The sequence below is a fragment of the Microbacterium paraoxydans genome, assembly GCF_900105335.1.
Classification (GTDB): Bacteria; Actinomycetota; Actinomycetes; order Actinomycetales; family Microbacteriaceae; genus Microbacterium; species Microbacterium paraoxydans.
Map to the genome: position 1 here is coordinate 2,407,131 of NZ_LT629770.1, position 18,464 is coordinate 2,425,594.

General features: G+C 71.8%; 17 protein-coding genes. 10 read left to right on the forward strand and 7 right to left on the reverse strand.

Going from position 1 to position 18,464, the window contains the following annotated elements:
• Positions 1-114: 114 nt before the first annotated feature.
• The 4 genes from BLU02_RS11905 to BLU02_RS11920 all read left to right on the forward strand — a co-directional run bounded on the left by BLU02_RS11905 (position 115) and on the right by BLU02_RS11920 (position 4,634).
• On the forward strand, positions 115-747 hold the full coding sequence (locus BLU02_RS11905; RefSeq protein ID WP_306304911.1) for a PadR family transcriptional regulator: 633 nt from the start codon (positions 115-117) through the stop codon (positions 745-747).
• Positions 744-2,276 (forward strand): DHA2 family efflux MFS transporter permease subunit, encoded by a 1,533-nt coding sequence (locus BLU02_RS11910; protein WP_060922442.1) that lies wholly within the window; start codon positions 744-746, stop codon positions 2,274-2,276. The genes BLU02_RS11905 and BLU02_RS11910 overlap by 4 nt, the downstream gene beginning before the upstream one ends.
• Before the next feature lie 148 nt (positions 2,277-2,424).
• Complete coding sequence (locus BLU02_RS11915; protein ID WP_082750073.1) at positions 2,425-3,909, forward strand: amino acid ABC transporter substrate-binding protein/permease; 1,485 nt, start codon at positions 2,425-2,427, stop codon at positions 3,907-3,909.
• Positions 3,906-4,634, forward strand: coding sequence for an amino acid ABC transporter ATP-binding protein (locus BLU02_RS11920; protein WP_060922441.1), 729 nt, complete (start codon positions 3,906-3,908; stop codon positions 4,632-4,634). Before BLU02_RS11915 ends, BLU02_RS11920 begins: the two co-directional genes overlap by 4 nt.
• A gap of 159 nt (positions 4,635-4,793) precedes the next feature.
• Here BLU02_RS11920 and purD read toward each other — a convergent pair whose 3' ends face one another.
• Together purD and BLU02_RS11930 are read right to left on the reverse strand one after the other, a co-directional pair.
• Entirely contained in the window at positions 4,794-6,071 is a 1,278-nt protein-coding gene (gene purD / locus BLU02_RS11925; protein ID WP_060922440.1) for a phosphoribosylamine--glycine ligase, read from the reverse strand.
• A 147-nt stretch (positions 6,072-6,218) separates the two neighbouring features.
• Positions 6,219-6,893 (reverse strand): NUDIX hydrolase, encoded by a 675-nt coding sequence (locus tag BLU02_RS11930; protein WP_060922439.1) that lies wholly within the window; start codon positions 6,891-6,893, stop codon positions 6,219-6,221.
• Positions 6,894-6,942: 49 nt separating this feature from the next.
• On the opposite strand from BLU02_RS11930, the gene BLU02_RS11935 reads away from it, so the two are divergent.
• Positions 6,943-7,311 (forward strand): sterol carrier family protein, encoded by a 369-nt coding sequence (locus tag BLU02_RS11935; RefSeq protein ID WP_060922438.1) that lies wholly within the window; start codon positions 6,943-6,945, stop codon positions 7,309-7,311.
• Here the strand turns inward: BLU02_RS11935 and BLU02_RS11940 are convergent.
• From BLU02_RS11940 to BLU02_RS11950, 3 genes are read right to left on the reverse strand one after another with little or no spacing between them, the layout of a single operon-like run.
• A complete protein-coding gene (locus tag BLU02_RS11940; protein WP_231919564.1) occupies positions 7,308-8,081 on the reverse strand; it encodes a heme ABC transporter ATP-binding protein in 774 nt (257 codons plus the stop codon). The genes BLU02_RS11935 and BLU02_RS11940 overlap by 4 nt on opposite strands.
• Positions 8,078-9,151, reverse strand: a complete 1,074-nt coding sequence (locus BLU02_RS11945) for a FecCD family ABC transporter permease (protein WP_060922436.1) — start codon at positions 9,149-9,151, stop codon at positions 8,078-8,080. The genes BLU02_RS11940 and BLU02_RS11945 overlap by 4 nt, the downstream gene beginning before the upstream one ends.
• On the reverse strand, positions 9,148-10,257 hold the full coding sequence (locus BLU02_RS11950; RefSeq protein ID WP_060922435.1) for a heme/hemin ABC transporter substrate-binding protein: 1,110 nt from the start codon (positions 10,255-10,257) through the stop codon (positions 9,148-9,150). The genes BLU02_RS11945 and BLU02_RS11950 overlap by 4 nt, the downstream gene beginning before the upstream one ends.
• Before the next feature lie 161 nt (positions 10,258-10,418).
• On the opposite strand from BLU02_RS11950, the gene BLU02_RS11955 reads away from it, so the two are divergent.
• Together BLU02_RS11955 and BLU02_RS11960 are read left to right on the forward strand one after the other, a co-directional pair.
• Complete coding sequence (locus tag BLU02_RS11955; protein WP_060922434.1) at positions 10,419-13,835, forward strand: HtaA domain-containing protein; 3,417 nt, start codon at positions 10,419-10,421, stop codon at positions 13,833-13,835.
• A gap of 94 nt (positions 13,836-13,929) precedes the next feature.
• Positions 13,930-14,265 (forward strand): hypothetical protein, encoded by a 336-nt coding sequence (locus BLU02_RS11960; protein ID WP_060922433.1) that lies wholly within the window; start codon positions 13,930-13,932, stop codon positions 14,263-14,265.
• Here the strand turns inward: BLU02_RS11960 and BLU02_RS11965 are convergent.
• The gene (locus BLU02_RS11965) at positions 14,262-14,867 is read right to left on the reverse strand and encodes a hypothetical protein (protein ID WP_060922432.1); all 606 of its coding nucleotides are present in this window, start codon (positions 14,865-14,867) and stop codon (positions 14,262-14,264) included. The genes BLU02_RS11960 and BLU02_RS11965 overlap by 4 nt on opposite strands.
• Positions 14,868-15,018: 151 nt before the next feature.
• Here BLU02_RS11965 and BLU02_RS11970 point away from each other — a divergent pair, with 151 nt between their 5' ends.
• From BLU02_RS11970 to BLU02_RS11980, 3 genes are read left to right on the forward strand one after another with little or no spacing between them, the layout of a single operon-like run.
• Positions 15,019-15,894 (forward strand): hypothetical protein, encoded by an 876-nt coding sequence (locus tag BLU02_RS11970; RefSeq protein ID WP_083370991.1) that lies wholly within the window; start codon positions 15,019-15,021, stop codon positions 15,892-15,894.
• On the forward strand, positions 15,891-16,313 hold the full coding sequence (locus BLU02_RS11975; protein WP_060923665.1) for a phage holin family protein: 423 nt from the start codon (positions 15,891-15,893) through the stop codon (positions 16,311-16,313). Before BLU02_RS11970 ends, BLU02_RS11975 begins: the two co-directional genes overlap by 4 nt.
• On the forward strand, positions 16,310-16,876 hold the full coding sequence (locus tag BLU02_RS11980) for a DUF3618 domain-containing protein (protein ID WP_060923664.1): 567 nt from the start codon (positions 16,310-16,312) through the stop codon (positions 16,874-16,876). The genes BLU02_RS11975 and BLU02_RS11980 overlap by 4 nt, the downstream gene beginning before the upstream one ends.
• Before the next feature lie 72 nt (positions 16,877-16,948).
• Here the strand turns inward: BLU02_RS11980 and BLU02_RS17685 are convergent, their stop codons facing one another.
• Positions 16,949-18,451: an Ig-like domain-containing protein gene (locus tag BLU02_RS17685; protein WP_083370992.1), complete on the reverse strand. Its 1,503-nt coding sequence runs from the start codon at positions 18,449-18,451 to the stop codon at positions 16,949-16,951.
• Between the last annotated feature and the right edge of the window lie 13 nt (positions 18,452-18,464).

Sequence of the window (18,464 nt, forward strand, 5' to 3'; positions counted from 1 at the left end):
GCGTCGGGACCCCGGGGTCTCGCCGGAAAACCGGGGTCTCGTCGGGGGAGAGGCGGGTGTATAGTCCATGTGGACTATCCGACGGGGCGACAGAGCAGCGGACAGGGGAGAGGCGTGGGGAAGAGCGGGGATGTGGTGGCGGGACTCACGCCGCTCGGGGTGATGGTGCTCGCGCTGCTTCGCGAGAGCGACATGCACCCGTACGAGATGGTGCGCCTGCTCCGCGCGCGTCACGACGACCGCCTCATCACCGTCACCAACGGCACGCTCTACCACACGGTCGCCCGGCTCCAGCGTGCCGGTCTGCTCGACGAGGTCGGCACGGATCGCGAGGGCAACCGACCGGAGCGGACGACCTACACCCTCACCGACGCCGGCCGGGAGGCGGTGGTCGCCTGGGTGCGTCGCGCCCTCCCCCGCATCGACCGCGAGACCGACGCCCGCGTCGCGCTCGCCGAGTCGCACAACCTCGACCGCGACGACGCCGTCGCGCTGCTGCAGGAGCGACGGGAGGCCCTCGTCGCCTCGTACGCGCTGCACCACGACGGCCTCGCCTCCGCCCGCGCCAAGGGCGTCCCGCCGCAGGTCCTGGTCGAGATCGAACGGCAGGAGGCGCTGCTCGACGCCGAGCTCCGCTGGCTCGACTCCCTCCTCACCCGCCTCGACGGCGACGAGCTCCGCTGGGGCCCCGACGCCTTCGACGACACCGACCGCTACCGCGCCCAGCGAAAGGCTGCACAGCAATGACCGATTCCCGTCAGACCTCGGGGCCCGAGACGGGGCCCTTCGCCGCCGGTCACGCGCCGAAGAGTCCGTGGCCCGCGCTCTGGGCGCTCGTCATCGGGTTCTTCATGATCCTCGTCGACACCACGATCGTCTCCGTCGCGAACCCGGCGATCAAGGCCGCCCTCGACCCCGACACGAACAACCTCGACTACGTCGTGTGGGTCACCAGCGCCTACCTGCTCGCCTATGCCGTGCCGCTGCTGATCACCGGACGACTCGGCGACCGCTTCGGGCCGAAGAACATCTACCTCATCGGGCTCGCGGTCTTCACCCTCGCCTCGCTCTGGTGCGGACTTTCGACGACGCTCGAGGGCCTGATCGCGGCCCGCGCGGTCCAGGGGCTCGGCGCCGCGTTGATGACCCCGCAGACCATGGCCGTGATCACCCGCACGTTCCCGCCGAACCGCCGCGGGGCGGCGATGGGCCTCTGGGGTGCCACGGCCGGCGTGGCCACGCTCGTCGGCCCGCTCGCCGGCGGTCTGCTCGTCGACGGCTTCGGCTGGGCGTGGATCTTCTTCGTGAACCTGCCCGTCGGCGTGGTCGCCTTCGTGCTCGCCTGGATCCTCGTGCCGAAGCTGAAGACGCACCCGCACCGGTTCGACCTCGTCGGCGTCGTGCTCAGCGCCGTCGCGCTGTTCCTCATCGTCTTCGGACTGCAGGAGGGCGAGAAGTACGACTGGGGGACCATCGCGGGCCCGATCTCGGTCTGGGGCCTCATCATCGCCGGCGTCGTGGTGCTCGCGCTCTTCATCGTGCAGCAGGCCCGCACCCGCAGCGAACCCCTCGTCCCGCTCGCCCTCTTCCGCGACCGCAACTTCTCCGGCGCGAACGTGGCGATCGCGGCGGTCGGCTTCACCGTCACGAGCATGTCGCTGCCGATGATGTTCTTCCTGCAGACGGCGCGTGGCCTCACCCCCACCGAGGCCGCGATGCTGCTCATCCCGATGGCCGTGCTGTCGGGCGTGCTCGCCCCGGTCGCCGGGAAGATCCTCGACCGTGTCGACCCACGCATCATCCTCGTGCCCGGCCTGCTCTGCGTCGCGGGTGCCCTGGTCTGGTACTCCGCCCTGACCACGATGGACACCCCGATCCTGATGTTCCTGCTGCCGTCCGCCCTGATGGGCATCGGCAACGCGGGCATGTGGGGGCCGCTGGCGACCACGGCCACGCGCAAGCTGCCGCCGCGGCAGGCCGGTGCCGGTGCGGGCATCTACAACACCACCCGCACCATCGGCTCGGTCATCGGCTCCGCCTCGATCGCCGCGTTCATGCAGTCGCGGCTGGAGGCGAACCTCCCCGGTCTGGCCGACGCTCCGGCCGGCACGGGCCGCGGCGCGCTGCCCCCGCAGGTCGCGGAGGGCTTCGCGGCCGGCATGTCCGAGACGCTGCTGCTCCCCGCCGGTGTGATCCTCATCGCACTGGTCGCCTCGCTGTTCCTCCGTGGGCAGGATCGGAAGGACGAGGCCGTCCCCGCGACCCCTCCGGCGTGACCGCGATGACCCCGACACGCCGGTATCCACGCGGCTTCCGGCAGTGTCGGGCGTCTCTCCGAGATTCCGGTGCGCGGGAGGTGCAGGGTTAGGGTGGATGGTCGGCGGCCGCCGGGCCGCCCTTCCGAACCCCCGAGGAGCACTCGACGTGAGCCGCCATCCATCCTCTCCGCCGAGCCGTCTGCGGCGGTTCGGCCGCACCGCCGGCGCGACCGCTCTCGCCGCGCTCGTCGCCGCCGGGGCGCTGCTCGCCGGAGCCGCGCCCGCCACCGCGGCCGACGACGGCGAGACCTACGTCATCGGCACCGACACGACCTTCGCGCCGTTCGAGTTCACGAACGAGTCCGGCGACCTGGTCGGCATCGACATGGACCTCCTGCGCGCGATCGCGGAGGACCAGGGCTTCGACGTGGAGATCCGCCAGCTCGGCTTCGACGCCGCGGTGCAGGCGCTGCAGTCGAACCAGGTCGATGCCGTCATGGCCGGGATGTCGATCACCGAGGAGCGCCAGCAGACCTTCGACTTCAGCGACCCGTACTTCACGAGCGGCGTGCAGCTGGGCGTGCTCGAGTCCAGCGACATCGAGTCCCTCGACGACCTCGACGGCAAGACCGTCGCGGTGAAGACCGGCACCCAGGGGCAGACCTTCGCCGAGGAGAACGCCGACGAGTACGGCTTCCGCATCACGCCCTATCAGGACACGACCGACATGGTCGACGCGGTCAAGGCGGGTCAGGCCGTCGGCTACTTCGAGGACTTCCCCGTGCTCGCCTACGGCATCCAGCAGGGGTCCGGCTTCCGTCTCGTCGGCGAGCCGGCGCTCGGTGGCGAGTACGGCTTCGCGGTGAACAAGGGCGAGAACGCCGAGCTCCTGGAGATGTTCAACGCCGGCCTCGCCAACCTGCAGGACTCCGGTGCGTACGACGAGATCGTGGACACCTACCTCGCGACGGGTGACGACGCGCAGGAGGCGCAGCCCACCGACATCATCTCGGTCGCGGTGAAGTACTGGCCGGCCCTGATGCAGGGTCTGTGGCTCGCCATCCTCGCCACGATCGTCGCGGTGATCGCAGCCTTCATCCTCGGGATCATCTTCGGCTTCGGACGACTGTCGAAGTTCGCGCCGTTCCGCTGGATCGCGACCGCCTACGTCTACGTCTTCCGCGGGACCCCGATCCTGATCCAGGCGTTCTTCGTGTTCTTCGCCATCCCGCAGCTCATTCCGGACCTCAAGTTCGACCCGTTCGTGGCCGGTGCGATCACCCTGTCGCTGAACACCGGTGCGTACATGACGGAGATCATCCGCGGCGGCATCCAGGCCGTCGACCCCGGTCAGGCGGAGGCGTCGCGCTCGCTCGGCCTCAGTCACTGGAAGACGATGCGCAAGGTCGTGCTGCCGCAGGCGTTCCGGATCATGATCCCGTCGTTCGTGAACCAGGGCATCATCACGCTGAAGGACACCTCCCTCATCAGCGTCATCGGTCTCGCCGAGCTGACGTTCGTCTCGCGACAGATCATCGCCTCGACGTATCTCTCGGCGCAGGTGCTGACGATCGTCGCCATCATCTACTTCGTCGTGATCACGCTGCTGACGCTGCTCGCGAACCGCCTGGAGAGGAAGGCCAACGCATGAGCAAGATCGAGGTCAGGGACCTGCACAAGTCGTTCGGCGACAACGAGGTGCTCAAGGGCATCGATCTCACGGTCGAGGACGGTGAGGTCATCGCCGTGATCGGCCCCTCCGGCTCGGGCAAGTCGACGCTGCTGCGCTGCCTCAACAAGCTCGAGGAGCCGACGTCGGGGCACGTGATCATCGACGGGGTCGACCTCACCGACAAGAGCGTGAAGCTGGACGAGGTGCGTCAGCGCATCGGCATGGTGTTCCAGCACTTCAACCTGTTCCCGCACATGACCGTGCTGGAGAACATCACGCTCGCCCCGGTCGAGCTCGGCCGCATGACGAAGGCCGAGGCCCGCGACCGTGCCCGCTCGCTGCTCGAGCGCGTCGGCCTGTCGGAGAAGGCGGACGCGAAGCCCGCGTCGCTCTCCGGCGGTCAGAAGCAGCGCGTGGCCATCGCCCGTGCACTCGCGATGGACCCGGAGATCATGCTGTTCGACGAGGCCACCAGCGCCCTCGACCCGGAGATGGTCGGCGAGGTGCTGCAGGTCATCCGCGACCTCGCCGAGGGCGGAATGACCATGGTGCTCGTGACCCACGAGATGGGCTTCGCGCGCGAGGTGTCCGACCGCACGGTCTTCATGGACGGCGGCGTCGTGGTCGAGGAGGGCACCCCCGCCGACCTGTTCGGCGCCCCGAAGAACGAGCGCCTCCAGGACTTCCTGTCCAAGGTCCTCTGACCCCGTTCGAGTCACTCAAATGGCTGCATCCCCGGTCGGGATGCAGCCATTTGCGTTACTTCAACGGGGACGGTCGCCGACGGTCCCGGGCTTCGAGTCGCTTGAATGGCTGCATTTCCGGTCGGGATGCAGCCATTTGCGCTACTTCAACGGGGACGGTCAGTCAGCGACCCGGGCAGCGATGTCGGTGCGGTGGTGGGACCCCTCGAGGCGGATGCGGCCGAGGGCGTCGTAGGCGCGGTCGCGGGCGGTGCGGAAGTCCGGGGCCACGGCGACCACGTTCAGCACACGGCCACCCGTCGCGATGAGCGAACCCCCCGGGGCGTCGGGGCTCGCGGTCGCGGCGTGCACCAGGCGGACACCCTCCACGGCGGCGGCCTCGTCCAGACCCTCGATCGGGCGCCCGGTCTGCGGCGCCTCCGGGTACCCCTCGCTCGCCAGGACCACGGTGATCGCGACCTCATCGCGGAACACGGGCTCCGGCTGGTCCTCGAGGGTGCCGGAGGCGGCGGCGAAGAGGAGCTGGGACAGCGGGGTCTCCAGTCGCGGGAGCACGACCTGGGTCTCCGGGTCGCCGAAGCGCGCGTTGAACTCGATCACGCGCACGCCCTGCGGGGTGAGGATGAGACCGGCGTAGAGGAGTCCGATGAACGGGGTCCCCTCCGCGTCGAGCTGCCGGACGACCGGGAGGGCGACGTCGCGGGTGACCTCTTCCACGAACGCCTGCTCGCTGCCGAACTGCTCCGCGAGCCAGGGCAGCGGCGAGTACGCCCCCATGCCGCCGGTGTTGGGGCCGGCGTCGCCCTCGAGGGCCCGCTTGAAGTCCTGTGCCGGGCTGAGGGCGCGCACGGTGTCGCCGTCGCTGAGGAAGAACAGTGAGACCTCGGGGCCGGACAGGAACTCCTCGACGAGGACGGGGCCGGCCGGGAGGTACTGCTCCGCGTGCGCCAGGGCCTCGGCGCGGTCGGAGGTGACGATGACGCCCTTGCCCGCGGCGAGCCCATCGGCCTTGACGACATAGGGGGCGCCCAGCTCGTCGAACGCGGCCTCGACCTCGCCGACCGTGGCGGCGCGGACCGCGCGGCCCGTCGGCACACCGGCGGCGTCCATGACGCGCTTGGCGAAGGCCTTGGAGCCCTCGAGCTGCGCGGCGGCCTTGCCCGGACCGAACACGGGGATGCCGCGACCGCGGAGCTCGTCCGCGACGCCTGCCACGAGAGGGGCCTCCGGGCCGATAACGACGAGGTCGATCGCGTGCTCGTTCGCGAAGGCGGTGACCGCGGCGCCGTCGAGCGGGTCGAGGGCGACGGGTGTCGCGTCCTGCGCGATGCCGGCGTTGCCGGGGGCGACGAGGATCTCGTGCGCGGTGGACTCGGCGCGCAGCGCCAGGATGATCGCGTGCTCACGGGCACCGGAACCGAGGACGAGGATCTTCACCCGTCCAGCCTATCGAGGCACATGCGCGGGGTTTCGGCCGGTCCCGCGTTCACAACTCAGGACGATCGGCGCGGCAGCCGGGATCCGACGGCATATCCGGACCGATCCGCCGCGGTTCTCCTGAGTTGTGCACGGAGGTCGGCGGGGTCAGAGCGCGATCGGCCGCTCGGCCGCGGTGTCCCAGGGCACGGTCCACCCGGTCGCGTCGAACAGCGCGTCGAGAACCATGGCGGTGAAGCCCCACACGATCGTGCCGTCGACGTCGAACGCAGGTCCGCGGAACGTGCGGCCGGCACGGGAAAGGGTCGAGGTGAAGCGGGTCGCCGGGTCGAGGAGCTGCGCAACGGGGACGCGGAACACCTCGACGGTCTCCGCGTGGTCGACGGCGACGACGCGTGACGGCGACTGCCACCAGGCGAGCACAGGGGTGACGAGGTGGTTGCTCGCGGCGAGGGGGATCACGGGAAGCGTGGCGAGCACCTCGACCCCCGCGGGATCGAGGCCGGTCTCCTCCTCGGCCTCGCGCAGCGCCGTGGCGACCGCGTCGGCATCGGCCGCTTCGGCGCGCCCGCCGGGGAAGGAGACCTGCCCCGGGTGCGAGGAGAGCGTGGGCGCGCGGCGTTGCAGCAGCACGTCGAGGTCGCGGGCGACGGCCGCATCGACGGTCGGTGCGGGGATGCGGTCGAGGACGCCGAAGAGGATGAGCACCGAGGCGTCGTGGGCGCGGCCCGGGTCGGCGAGCGGAGGGATCGGCACGCTCCAGGAGTGGTCGGCTGCGGCGGCGAGCAGCTCGGCGCGGGCGCCCTGGGGATGCATGCTCATGCCATCGAGCTTATGACCGGGGCCGCCGCGGCGGATCTAGGGTGGGGGGATGGCCAGGAAGATCGACATCGTCGACGGACGCGCGGCGCTCGGTGCCGTGCGCGACGCCGAGGCCGCGGGGACGAAGCCGGCGCGGCCGGAGCTCGCCACCGCGGTGCGCTACCTGCTGCAGCTGCTCGACGAGAAGGCGCCGGGCAACAGCGTCGAGGTGCGCGTCCCGCCGTTCGGAGCCGTGCAGGTGATCCAGGGGCCGCGGCATACCCGTGGGACTCCGCCGAACGTGGTGGAGATGGACGCCGCCACGTGGATCGCGGTCGCGACCGGCACGGAGGCATGGGCGGACGCCGCGACGGCCGGGCGCATCCACGCCTCGGGCACGCGTGCGGATCTCACCGGGGTCCTCCCGCTGCGCCCCTAGCGCCGGGCCACGACGAGCGGCACCCCGGTCAGCGGGTGCGGGAAGACATCGACGGGCTGTCCGTAGACCTCCTCCATCCGTGCGGCCGTGAGGACCTCGTCCGGCGTGCCGGTGGCGGCGACCCGACCGCCCGTGAGCAGAGTGACGCGGTCGGCGTGCGCGAGCGCGGCGTTGAGGTCGTGCAGCACGACCGCGACCGCGACCCCGGCCTCCGCCTGGGTGCGGACCACGCGCATCACGTCTTCGTGATGCTTGAGGTCCAGCGCCGCCGTCGGCTCGTCGAGCAGCAGGATCCCGGTGCTCTGGGCGAGCACGCGGGCCAGCGCCACCCGCGCGCGCTCACCGCCGGAGAGCGAGGGGACGGAGCGCTCCCGCAGCGCCGTGACCTCGGTCGTCGCCATCGCCGCCGCCACGGCGCTGTCGTCCTCCTCGGCGGCCGGACTCCGCGCCCACGGCGTGCGCCCCATCCGCACGACCTGCTCGACCGTGAAGGGGAAGGTGACGGCGTTCTCCTGCAGCAGCACGGCGCGTTGCCGGGCGAGATCGCGGGGACGCGTCCCCGCGACGGGGCGGCCGTCGAGGAGGACGGTGCCGGACATCGGAGCGACGTCCCCCGCGAGCACGCCGAACAGGGTCGATTTGCCTGCGCCGTTCGGCCCGACGAGGGCGTGCACCTCGCCGGCGTGGATGTCGATGGCCGCGTCGTCGAGGATGGCGCGTCCGTCCCCGACCCGCACCGTGAGCCCCTGGCCCCGCAGGCGCGGGCTCACGCCCATCCTCCCGACCGCCGCCGCGTCCGCACGAGGAGCCAGAGGAAGAACGGGCCGCCCACGAGGGACGTGATCATGCCGATGGGGAGGTCCGCGAGCGGCACCGCCGTGCGCGCCACAAGGTCGGCGGCCGCGATGAGGAGCGCGCCGCCGAGGGCGGAGGCGATCACGAGCGGGAGGTGTGCGGGGCCGATCAGCATGCGCATGAGGTGGGGCACGACGAGACCCGCGAACCCGATGATCCCCGCGAAGGCGACCGCGGCGCAGACGAGCAGTGCCACCGTGACGATCACGACCATCCGCAGCAGCTCGACCGGCACGCCCAGATGCCGGGCGGTGCGCTCGCCGAGGGCGAAGAGATCCAGACCCGGCGCCACGATCAGGGCGACGACGATCCCGACCGCCACGAGCGGCGCGACGAGCTGGATGTTCGACCAGAGGGCGCCGTTCAGCGAGCCGAGCTGCCAGAACACGATCTGCTCGCGCGTCGAGGTCGTGCCGAGGAAGGTGAGGAAGGCCATGCCGGCGCCGGCGATGGCGTTGATCGCGATGCCGGTGAGCAGCAGCGTGACCACTTCGGTGCGACCGCCGGAGCGGCTCAGGAGGTAGACGGAGAAGACGGCCGCGAGACCGCCGAGGAAGGCGAAGGCGGGCGTGGTCCACATGCCGAAGGTGGCCAGGCCGAACGTGATGCTGGCCGCCGCTCCGAGCGCCGCGCCGGAGGAGACGCCGACGACGCCGGCGTCCGCGAGAGGGTTGCCGAAGATGGCCTGCATGAGCACGCCGGAGACCGCGAGCGCGGCGCCGACGAGCAGGCCGAGGACCAGTCGGGGGAGGCGGAGGTTGTAGATCACGCCGTCGTCGGTCGCCGCGGCCGGAGTCTCGGCGGTGTCGATACCGAGGCCGCGCAACAGGACGTCCAGGAGCGCGGTCGGGGACAGGTCGTACTGCCCGCTCGTGATCGACGCGACGCCCGTGACGAGAAGGCCGATGACGAGGGCGACGACGACCGTCGCGAAGCGCAGTCCCCGATGCCGGGTCGGCGTCGGGGTGACGACCTCGCCGGTCACGAGGCCGGTTCCGGCGCGTACAGGGCTCGCGCGAGGGCGCTGATCACGTCGGCCGACCGCGGCCCGAAGCTGAGGATCTCGGCGTCGGCCATGTCGATCACGCGGCGATGCGCTCCTGCGGGGGTCTCGGCGATGGCAGGGATGCGTTCGATGAGCCCGTCGACGCCGCCGACCGATTCCAATCCGTCCGTCATCATCACGAGCACGTCGGGTTGCGCGGCGACGAGTGCTTCCGCGGTCATCGGCTTCATGCCCTCCCAGCCGATCTCCTCCGCGACGTCCACACCGCCGACCGCATCGATGAGGGAGTCCGCCCCGGAGTCCTCGCCGAAGATGTAGTACACGTTGGCGCTCCCGCGCACGTACAGGAAGAGCATGCGTGCGCGGTCCGTCTCCGCGGACGGGGTGACTTCGGCGATCTCCGCGATGGCGGCGTCGAGCTCGGCGTCGAGGCGGGCGATGAGCGCCGTGCCGCGCGTCGGGACGCCGAGGGCCGTGGCGATCTCCGTCACGAGCGCGTCGGTGGTGTCGATCCGGCGGTCGCTGGAGATGACGACGACCGCGATGCCCGCATCCCGCAGCTGCTGGCGGACTTCCTTCGGGCCGATCGTGGTGTCGGTGAGCACGACGGTCGGGGCCAGTTCGAGGATGGCCTCCGGGTTGAGCGTGTGCCCGGTCTTGGTGACGACCGGGAGATCCTCGGTGCCGGGGAACTGCGTGGACGCGTCGCGTCCGACGACCTGATCGCCGAGCCCGAGCGCGAACACCGTGGCGGCGATCGTGCCGGAGATGTCGATCGGGAGGATGCGGTCGGTGTCCGTGATCTCGACCTCGCGGCCTTCGCTGTCGGTCACGGTGACCGGGAGCGCCGGGGCGGTGTCGTCTTCGACGGGCGCGACCGCGTGACTCGCGAGGCACGCGGTCGAGGGGCCCGTCGCTGCGCGCACGTCGGCGACCAGGTCGAGATCGGCGAGAGGAGTCGAGGCCTGCGGGCAGGCGTCGTCGACAGGGGGTGCCGCCGCCCCGGGGCCGGAGTCCGCCCCGGCGCACGCGGCCAGTCCGAGGGCCAGCGCGGCGGCGAGAAGCAGGGCAGGGGTGCGTCGCATTAGGCAAGGCTATCCTAAAACTTGACGCCCTCACTGGCGTCCCTCTACGCTCGGGATCGGCGGCTTGCTTAGCCAAGCCTAACCAAAGTCCACCTTCGCCCGACTGCCGTGCGGCGCCGCAGGGCGCGCGATCGATCGCGCCCGGCGCGCCGCGGAGAACCGTGAACGCCACAGCACATACCCCCTCAGCGAGCACACGCCTGCGTGTCCTGCTCGCCGCAATCGTCTCCTTCGTCCTCTTCGCCGCTGGGGCGATGGTCAGCTCGCCGGCCCACGCGGCCGCGGCGACCGTCACCGCGGCGGTCTCGTCCGCCGACACCAGCGGCCTCACCGTGCAGGTGCGGGTCGAGAGTCTGCCGGACGTGACGGGCGTCTATGCCGCACTGATCGTGTCGGGCACCGAGAGCGGCATCTCCGCCGGGGGTGGCTACGCCGCGTTCGCGCTGCCCTTCCCGAGCGTGCAGCAGGGGGCCACGTCCTTCACGCTGCAGGCGCCCGTGGCGTCCCTGGACCGGACGAAGACGTACGAGGTGCTCGTCTGGCAGCAGCACACCGCGCCGACAGCCGCCACGATCTACGGCCGCGGCGACGTCACGGTGACGTCTGGGCAGTGGGACACGGTCTTCGGAACGACGCCCGTCCAGCCGGGCGAGACGGAGCCGGGAGAGACGACTCCAGGCGAGACGGAGCCCGGTGAGACCGAGCCCGGTGAGACGGAGCCCGGTGAGACGGGGCCCGGGGAGACGGAGCCGGGAGAGACGGCCCCGGGAGAGACCGAGCCGGCGCCCGCCGAAGCCGCCATCGAGGTGTTCCTCGCCGACGGCACCACGCCCGCTGCAGGCGCTCGCCTCCAGGCCGGCGACGAGATCATCGTCAAGGGCACCGGATACGACCCGACCGCGAACGTCGGCGGACGCGGCGTCCCGATCCCGTCGAACCTGCCCCAGGGCACCTACGTGGTCTTCGGCAACTTCGCGTCCACGTGGCAGCCCTCACAGGGGGCGCCGTCCTCGGCGCGTTCGGTCGGCGCACAGGCCTGGGCGCTCGCCGAAGGCGTGCTGGCCCAGGTCCCGACGCAGTACCAGGGCGCGATCCGCGCGCAGTGGGTGGACATCTCGCCCGAGGGCTCGTTCCAGGTCGCGCTGACGCTGAAGGACACCCCGGCGACGCCCGGCTCCTACGGGGTGTACACCTACCCGGCAGGCGGTGTCGTCAACGCCGACCAGGAGCGCAGCGTCGCTCTGGACTACCGCATCGCCTCGGGGCTGACGACCACAGTGAAGGCGGCGACGGCCGAGGACGGCCTCACGGTCACGGCCGCGGCGACGAAGCTCGGTGCCGTCACCGGTGCCTACGCCGCGCTGATCGAGAAGGGCACGGAGGCCGATGTCACCGCCGGCGGCGGCTTCCTCGCGATGCAGTACGTGCGCGGCATCACGGGCGGCGGCTTCACCGTCGACCTGACCGCGGCGGCGAGTGCTCTCGATCGGTCGAAGGCGTACGAGGTGATCGTCTGGCAGCAGCACACGATGCCCAGCGCGGATACCATCTACGCACGCTCCACCGTCACCGTCACCGACGCGCAGTGGAACGCCCTGCTGCCCTCCTCCGGACCGACGGTCACGACCGCCGTCACCGGCGCCACCGCCGCGGACGGGCTGACGGTGAAGGTCACCGCCGCCGACCTCGGCGCGGTCACCGGCGCCTACGTGGCGCTCATCGAGACGGGGACCGAGGCCGACGTGACCGCAGGCGGCGGCTTCCTCGCCATGCAGTACGTCCGGAACATCGGCTTCGGAGCCTTCGCCGTCGACCTGAACGCGGCGGCGAAGAACCTCGACCGGTCGAAGGCGTATGAGGCGATCGTGTGGCAGCAGCACACGATGCCGACCGCCGACACCATCTACGCGCGCGGAGCGGTCACGATCACCGACGCACAGTGGCGCGCACTGCTCGGCGAGAAGCCGACCGAGCCGAAGCCCCCGGTCACGCCTAAGCCCCCGGTGACTCCGACGAAGCCGGCCGCGACCGTCCCCGGCGGGTCGCTGCGCTGGGCCATCTCGTCCTCGTTCACGAACTACATCACCGGACCGATCGCCCAGGGCGCGATCGCCGTCTCCGGGGGCGCCACCCGATCCGGCGGCCAGTTCCAGTTCGGGCAGACCGTGGGCGGCGACTTCGACGCGGCTTCCGGACGCGGCAGTGTCGTCTACCGCGGTGCCGTGCGCTTCACCGGCCACCACGGGGTGCTCGACGTCACCGTCGCCGATCCGACGATCCGGATCAGCTCGGCGTCCTCCGCCACGCTGTCCGTGACGAGCGGGGGTGCGCAGGTGCCGTTCGCGACCCTCGACCTCTCCCGCGCCGTCCGCACGGCGGCCGGTGGCGCCGTCACCTACACGGCGGCACCCGCCGCCCTCACGGACGCCGGACGCGACCGCGTGCTCTCGGGGTACGGCACCACGCTCAACCCCGTCTCGTTCACGATCGGCTCCGTCGCCGCCGCTCCCTCGGGCACGACGGGCACGGTCGCGGCGGCTGCGGTCGTCCCGAAGTCCACGCTCCCGACGACCGCCCCGACGGCGGCCGGCATCGAGGTCGACGAGGAGAACCTCGCCGCGCTCGCCGCCGGGAAGACGGCTACGGTCTCCGCCTCCGGCTTCCGTGCGAACGAGGAGGACATCAAGGTGGTCGTGTACTCGACCCCGGTGCTGCTCGGTACGGTGACGGCGGACGCGGCGGGGGTCGTGAAGTGGTCGGGTGCCCTCCCGGCCACACTCGCGGACGGCGAGCACACGCTCACCTTCCAGGGCTCGGTCGATCGCGGTCTCGCGTTCACGCTCGCAAGAGCGACCACGGAGATCGGCGTGTGCACGGTCGAGGGGGCGACCCTGCACTGGGGCTACAAGGAGTCGTTCCGCACGTACATCGAGGGCATCGCCCGGGGCGGCTGGACGCTCGCCGACGTGGCCTACGAGTATCCCGCCTTCGTGTGGTCGAACGGCACCGGTTCGCTGGATGACGCCGCGGGCTCGGGTCTGGTCACCTACGGCGGCGGCATCACCTTCACGGGCCACGACGGGGCGCTGAACACGACGTTGGCGAACGCGCGCGTCGAGCTCACGGGCGACGCCGGCTACCTCGTGTTCGATGTGACCGGGACCACTCAGGCGGGAGAGGCGGTGGCGCAAGAGGGTGTGCGTCTCGCCGAGTTCGCCCTCGCGGACGCCGCCGTGGTCGACGGCGCGCTGACCCTCGATGCGGTCCCCACGACGCTGACCCCGGCCGGGGCCTCCGCGTTCGGCACGTATGAGGCGGGCGAGGAGCTCGACCCGGTCTCCGCCGTGATCCCGGTCGACGGCGCCTGCGGCACTCCCGCCGAGGAGGAGTCTGAGCCGGAAGCCGAGGCGGACGCGGCGGTGACCGCGATCAGCGCGCCGGTCGCCACGGAGGAAGCCCCGGTGTGGCCCTGGATCGTGGGCGGGCTGGTCGTCGTGGCCCTGGCCGCGACGGGCGGGGTGCTGATCGTGCGTCGCACCCGGAGGGGGGAGCCGGCCGAGACGACGACCGAGGTCTGAGTCCGGCGGCTATCGGAACCGCCCTCCCCGGTGATCGGGGAGGGCGGTTCCGCGTGCGGCTGCGCACGCCCGCAGAGGGTGGGACAATGGAGGCATGCCCTCCCACGACACCCACCAGACCGTCGAAGCGACCGTGCGCCGCGTACCGCGGTACGGCGTGCTCATGGGCATCGGGGTCGTGCTGGGCGTCATCGCCGCCGGCATCCTCACGATGGTCGGCAGCTTCGAGCAGTCGCAGGCGCTCGATGTCGTCTACCCGCCTGGTCAGGTCTTCGGCTTCCTGCTGCTCTGGACCGTGCCGATCGGTCTGGCTCTCGGTGGCGTCGCCGGTCTCGTGCTCGAGCGGATCGCCCGCCGCCACGACCGCGTCGTGAGGGTCGACCGGGAGACCGTGGTCGACGAGGACGACACGACGACCGACCGCGCCTAGGCGAGCTCGGCGATCACCGGGCGGATGGCGGAGTCGAACGCCACGACGTCCCGGCGGAGGCCGTCGGTCACCGCGACCGTGAGGTCGCCGATCCACCAGATCCCGCGCTGCGACAGCGGCAGCACCTGTACGTTCAGCTCGAACGAGTGCGCGCGTCGTCCGATGTCTCGTTCGAACTCCGCGATCGCGCTCGCGTACGCCCGATAAGCGTCTCCGCCCGTGTGGCTCTTCATCGACCCGACGTATCGGTCGTGCGCGGCGTTGGCGTACCGGAGGGCGGTGCCGGCATGCGGACGGATCGCGGTCGAGAGCGCTTCGGCGCCGGTCGCCGGGAGGGCCACCAGGGTGTCGAAACCGTCGATCAGCTCGAGCGGAACGCCGGAGTGGTGGGCCCGCGGCTCCACGGTCATGTCCCAGTAGCCCTGCCACTGCGCCTCGACCTCGGGGGAGGCGTCGGGGGCATCGGGCGCGCGCACGGACAGGTCGCGGAGGGACGGCAGGTCCAGCGGCGCTCTGATGCCCAGCAGCTGGCGCAGGGCGAGCGCGACGAGCACGGGGACGCTCGCGTCTTCGCGGATGAGCCACTGCGGCTTGTCGGCCATGGCCCCATCGTAGGCGGGTGCGGCTACGGTGCGGAGTCCCGGCACGGTAATGCCCTCCGCGAGCCGCGTCAACCCTCGCTGTGATCGCCGCACCCGGGGGTAGACCTGCTCACACGCCGGCGGCCGTCGGCGGGAGTCGAGAGGAAGAACGATGTCGCAGAGCAATGCAGAAGGTGCCGCGGGCAGCGGTACGACCGAGTCTCCGGGCACCGTCCGGACCGCCGCGCATGAGGCCGCGGGTGTCGCCGACACGGCGAAGGGTCAGGCCGCGGACGTCGTCGAGACGGCGAAGGCCGAAGCCGGGGCGGTCGCCCACGAGGCCAAGGACCAGGTGCGCGACCTGTACCACCAGACCAAGACGGAGCTGTCGGAGCAGGCGGCGGTGCAGCAGCGCCGCGTCGCGGACGGACTCCGGTCCGTGGGCGGGGAGCTGGGCACGATGGCGGAGCGTTCCGACGGCGGTGTCGCCGCCGACCTCGTGCGCCAGGCGTCGACGCGTATCCAGGGCATCGCCGGCTGGATCGGCGACCGCGACCCCGGTTCGCTGCTCACCGAGGTGAAGTCCTACGCGCGGGCGAAGCCCGGCACGTTCATCGCGGTGGCCGCGCTCGCCGGTCTCGTCGCCGGCCGGCTGACCAGGGCGCTCTCCGAGGGCGCCGCCGAGTCCGCCTCGTCCGGCGCGGCATCGGGCTCGGGCTCCCCGTCGGGGGCGGGAGCGGCGGCACCCGCGGTCCCGCCGCGTCCCGTCGTCGCCCCGGCGACCACGCCCGGCGCCATCCCCGGCAGCGCGGGCGCCGCGGGAGTGGTCGGAGGCGCGGGGACCGCAGAGAACACCACTCTCGGTGAGCCGCCGCTTCCCACCGACGGCACCGTGCCCGGAGCGCCGGACGGCATGAGCGGCATCGATGCCGGCACCGCCCCGTGGGGCGTCACGCCGCGCGGCGAGACGGTCGACGACGGGGACACCCCGCTCTACGACCGCACGGACGCCGCCTCCCGCGGCACCGATGAAGAGGGGCGACCATGACCGACGCCACCCCCACGCCCTCGGAGCAGAAGGCGGAGACCACGTCACTCGGCGATCTGCTCAGCGAGGTCACCACCGATCTGTCGACCCTCATGCGGCAGGAGCTGGAGCTGGCCAAAGCCGAGCTCAAGCAGTCGGCCACGCGTGCGGGCCGGGGGGCGGGGATGCTCGGCGGAGCGGGATACGGCGCACTGATGGCCGTGTTCTTCCTGTCGGTCGCCCTCTGGTGGGCCCTCGGGGCCTATGTCACCGGCCTCGGCTGGTCGGCCGTGATCGTCGCCGTCATCTGGGCGGTGATCGCGCTCGTCCTGTTCGTGATGGGACGCAAGCAGTTGAAGAGCATCGAAGGGGCTCCGCGCACCGTGGACAGCCTCAAGCGCATCCCTGATGCGGTGAAGAGGAATGAGGAGAACAAATGAGCGATTCACCCGACGCGATCCGCGCCGACATCGAGCGGACCCGAGCGGAGTTCGGCAGGGATGTCGATGCCCTCGCCGACAAGGTCACCCCCTCGAAGGTCGTGCACCGGCAGACGCAGAAGATGAAGGGCGCCGTGCGCTCGGCGGTCGACCGCGTCATGGGCGCCGCCGACGACGCGGGGGACCGACTGGGGGATGCCTCCTCCTCGGTCGCCGACGCCGGACGGCACACCGTGGCCAAGGCGCAGGGCAACCCGCTGGCGGTGGGGCTCATGGCCTTCGCTGCGGGGCTCGTCGTGGCCGCCGTCATCCCCGCCTCCTCGAAGGAGAAGGAACTGGCCGAGGACATCAAGGAGAAGGCCCAGCCTCTCGTCGATGAGGCGACCGACGTCGCCAAGACCATCGGCCAGGACCTCAAGGAGCCGGCACAGGAGGCCTTCGCCGCCGTCAAGGACGAGGCCGCGGGTGCCGCCGCCCACGTCCGTGACGACGCGACCCACGCGGTCGACGAGGTCAAGAGCAGCGCTCAGGACGCTCGCGACAACGTCACCGGCGGGAACTGATCCCCGCGCATCCACCACATGAGGGGCCCGGTCCGATCCGTCGGACCGGGCCCCTCGCCTGCCGGGGCCGGGTCAGCTCTCGATGCCGGTGCGTCCCGGTGCGGAGTCTGCGCGGGTCCCGACGCGCCGGCTGAGCAGGATCCCCGCCGCGAGCGCGAGCACCGCCCCGGCGGCGAGTCCGGTCAGGCCGCCGGCGTCGCCGCCGGTGGCCGCGAGGCCCCGGGAGGGAGGAGCGGGCGGCGTCGCGGGAGCCGAGGGGGACGGCGGCTCGACCGTGGTCGGCGGCGTGGTCGGGGACGGCGGGGAGAGCGTGGTCGGGTTGCGCAGCTCGACGGCCACGACGGATTCCGCGCTGATCGTGAGCTGTGCGCCTCCGTCGGTGGCCGTCACCCCGTCGCCGGTGAACTGCGGGCTTCCCCACACGACGCCGGGGACGGCATCGGCCCGGTGCTCGGACAGCGTCACGACCGCTCCGGCCGGAATCCCCCCGACGGCGTGAGCGGTGCCGTCCGCGAGCAACGTGAGCGTGCCGGTCACCGGGCCGTCCGCGGTGGGGTAGGAGTAGTCGACGGCGAACGTCGCATCGGCCGGGACGAGGGGTGCCCCCTCCCCGACGATCCGTTTCGCGACCGCGAACCCGCCGCGCCCGTCCCCTTCGCCGTCGCCGCCCGCCACGCTCGTGGTCACGGTCGCCGTGGTGCTGGTGACGCTCGATCCGGAGACGGTGTTGGCGAACACCTGGCCGTTGTGCGCATCCGCCGGCAGCTGGGTCTGATACGACAGTCGATACAGGCGGTCGGCCTGAGCCGGCGCCGTGAACTCCACGGTGAACGACGAGCTCGCGGTGCCCGGAGTGAGGACGAAGTCCGACCCCGCCGCGAGCGGGTGCAAGTCCGCCGGGTCGAAGAGGCCGCCGGCCCACGCGTCGGTGGCGACCGATCCGATCGCCACGGTGTCCGGCAGCAGGGTCAGCCCGGGCGTCGCGGTGTCGGTGAGGGTCGGGCGCTCTCCACTGAGCAGTCGTCCGGGCACCCAGATGTACCACTCGATCGTCCCGTCGGTGGTCTGCACGCCCGACTTGGTCGCGTCCGTCGGCACCGGCTCGGGGCGCTGCGGGCCGACGCCGCCCCCGGGGATCTCCACGGTGATCGGATCCCCGTCCCCGGTGGTGAAGGTCACGGTGTCGACGTCGGTGGTCTCCTCCGCCTTCATCTGGAAGAACAGCGTCCCGCGGACGTTGTCGTGCGTGAGGACGTAGTCGCTCAGCGTGCACGTGATCGCGCTCGCCGTGACGGTGCAGGTGCCGACCACGGCTCCGTCGGGATCCCGCAGCGGGAACGTCGAGGAGACCCCGACGAAGCGGGGCGTCGTGGGAAAGGCGAGCGAGAAGGTGTCCCCCGGTTGCGCGCTGTCCGGAACGGCCCAGGTGGCCTCGAGTCGGAGCGTGTCGTACAGGTGGATGTCGCCTGTCGGTTCCACCACCCTCACCGCCGTGATGGCATCCAGCTCCGCCGCCTGCGCCGCCGGCGGCACCGCGAGTCCGACCAGGGCCAGGAGGGCGACGGCGCTGCTCACCGCGCCCCGGCTT

What these genes read in the sequence shown, in the direction of transcription:
- BLU02_RS11910 (WP_060922442.1), top strand. Translation starts at nt 744, where the DNA reads ATGACCGATTCCCGTCAGACCTCGGGGCCCGAGACGGGGCCCTTCGCC.
- BLU02_RS11920 (WP_060922441.1), top strand. Translation starts at nt 3,906, where the DNA reads ATGAGCAAGATCGAGGTCAGGGACCTGCACAAGTCGTTCGGCGACAAC.
- BLU02_RS11930 (WP_060922439.1), bottom strand. Translation starts at nt 6,893, where the DNA reads ATGAGCATGCATCCCCAGGGCGCCCGCGCCGAGCTGCTCGCCGCCGCA.
- BLU02_RS11935 (WP_060922438.1), top strand. Translation starts at nt 6,943, where the DNA reads ATGGCCAGGAAGATCGACATCGTCGACGGACGCGCGGCGCTCGGTGCC.
- BLU02_RS11950 (WP_060922435.1), bottom strand. Translation starts at nt 10,257, where the DNA reads ATGCGACGCACCCCTGCCCTGCTTCTCGCCGCCGCGCTGGCCCTCGGA.
- BLU02_RS11960 (WP_060922433.1), top strand. Translation starts at nt 13,930, where the DNA reads ATGCCCTCCCACGACACCCACCAGACCGTCGAAGCGACCGTGCGCCGC.
- BLU02_RS11965 (WP_060922432.1), bottom strand. Translation starts at nt 14,867, where the DNA reads ATGGCCGACAAGCCGCAGTGGCTCATCCGCGAAGACGCGAGCGTCCCC.
- BLU02_RS11970 (WP_083370991.1), top strand. Translation starts at nt 15,019, where the DNA reads ATGTCGCAGAGCAATGCAGAAGGTGCCGCGGGCAGCGGTACGACCGAG.
- BLU02_RS11975 (WP_060923665.1), top strand. Translation starts at nt 15,891, where the DNA reads ATGACCGACGCCACCCCCACGCCCTCGGAGCAGAAGGCGGAGACCACG.
- BLU02_RS11980 (WP_060923664.1), top strand. Translation starts at nt 16,310, where the DNA reads ATGAGCGATTCACCCGACGCGATCCGCGCCGACATCGAGCGGACCCGA.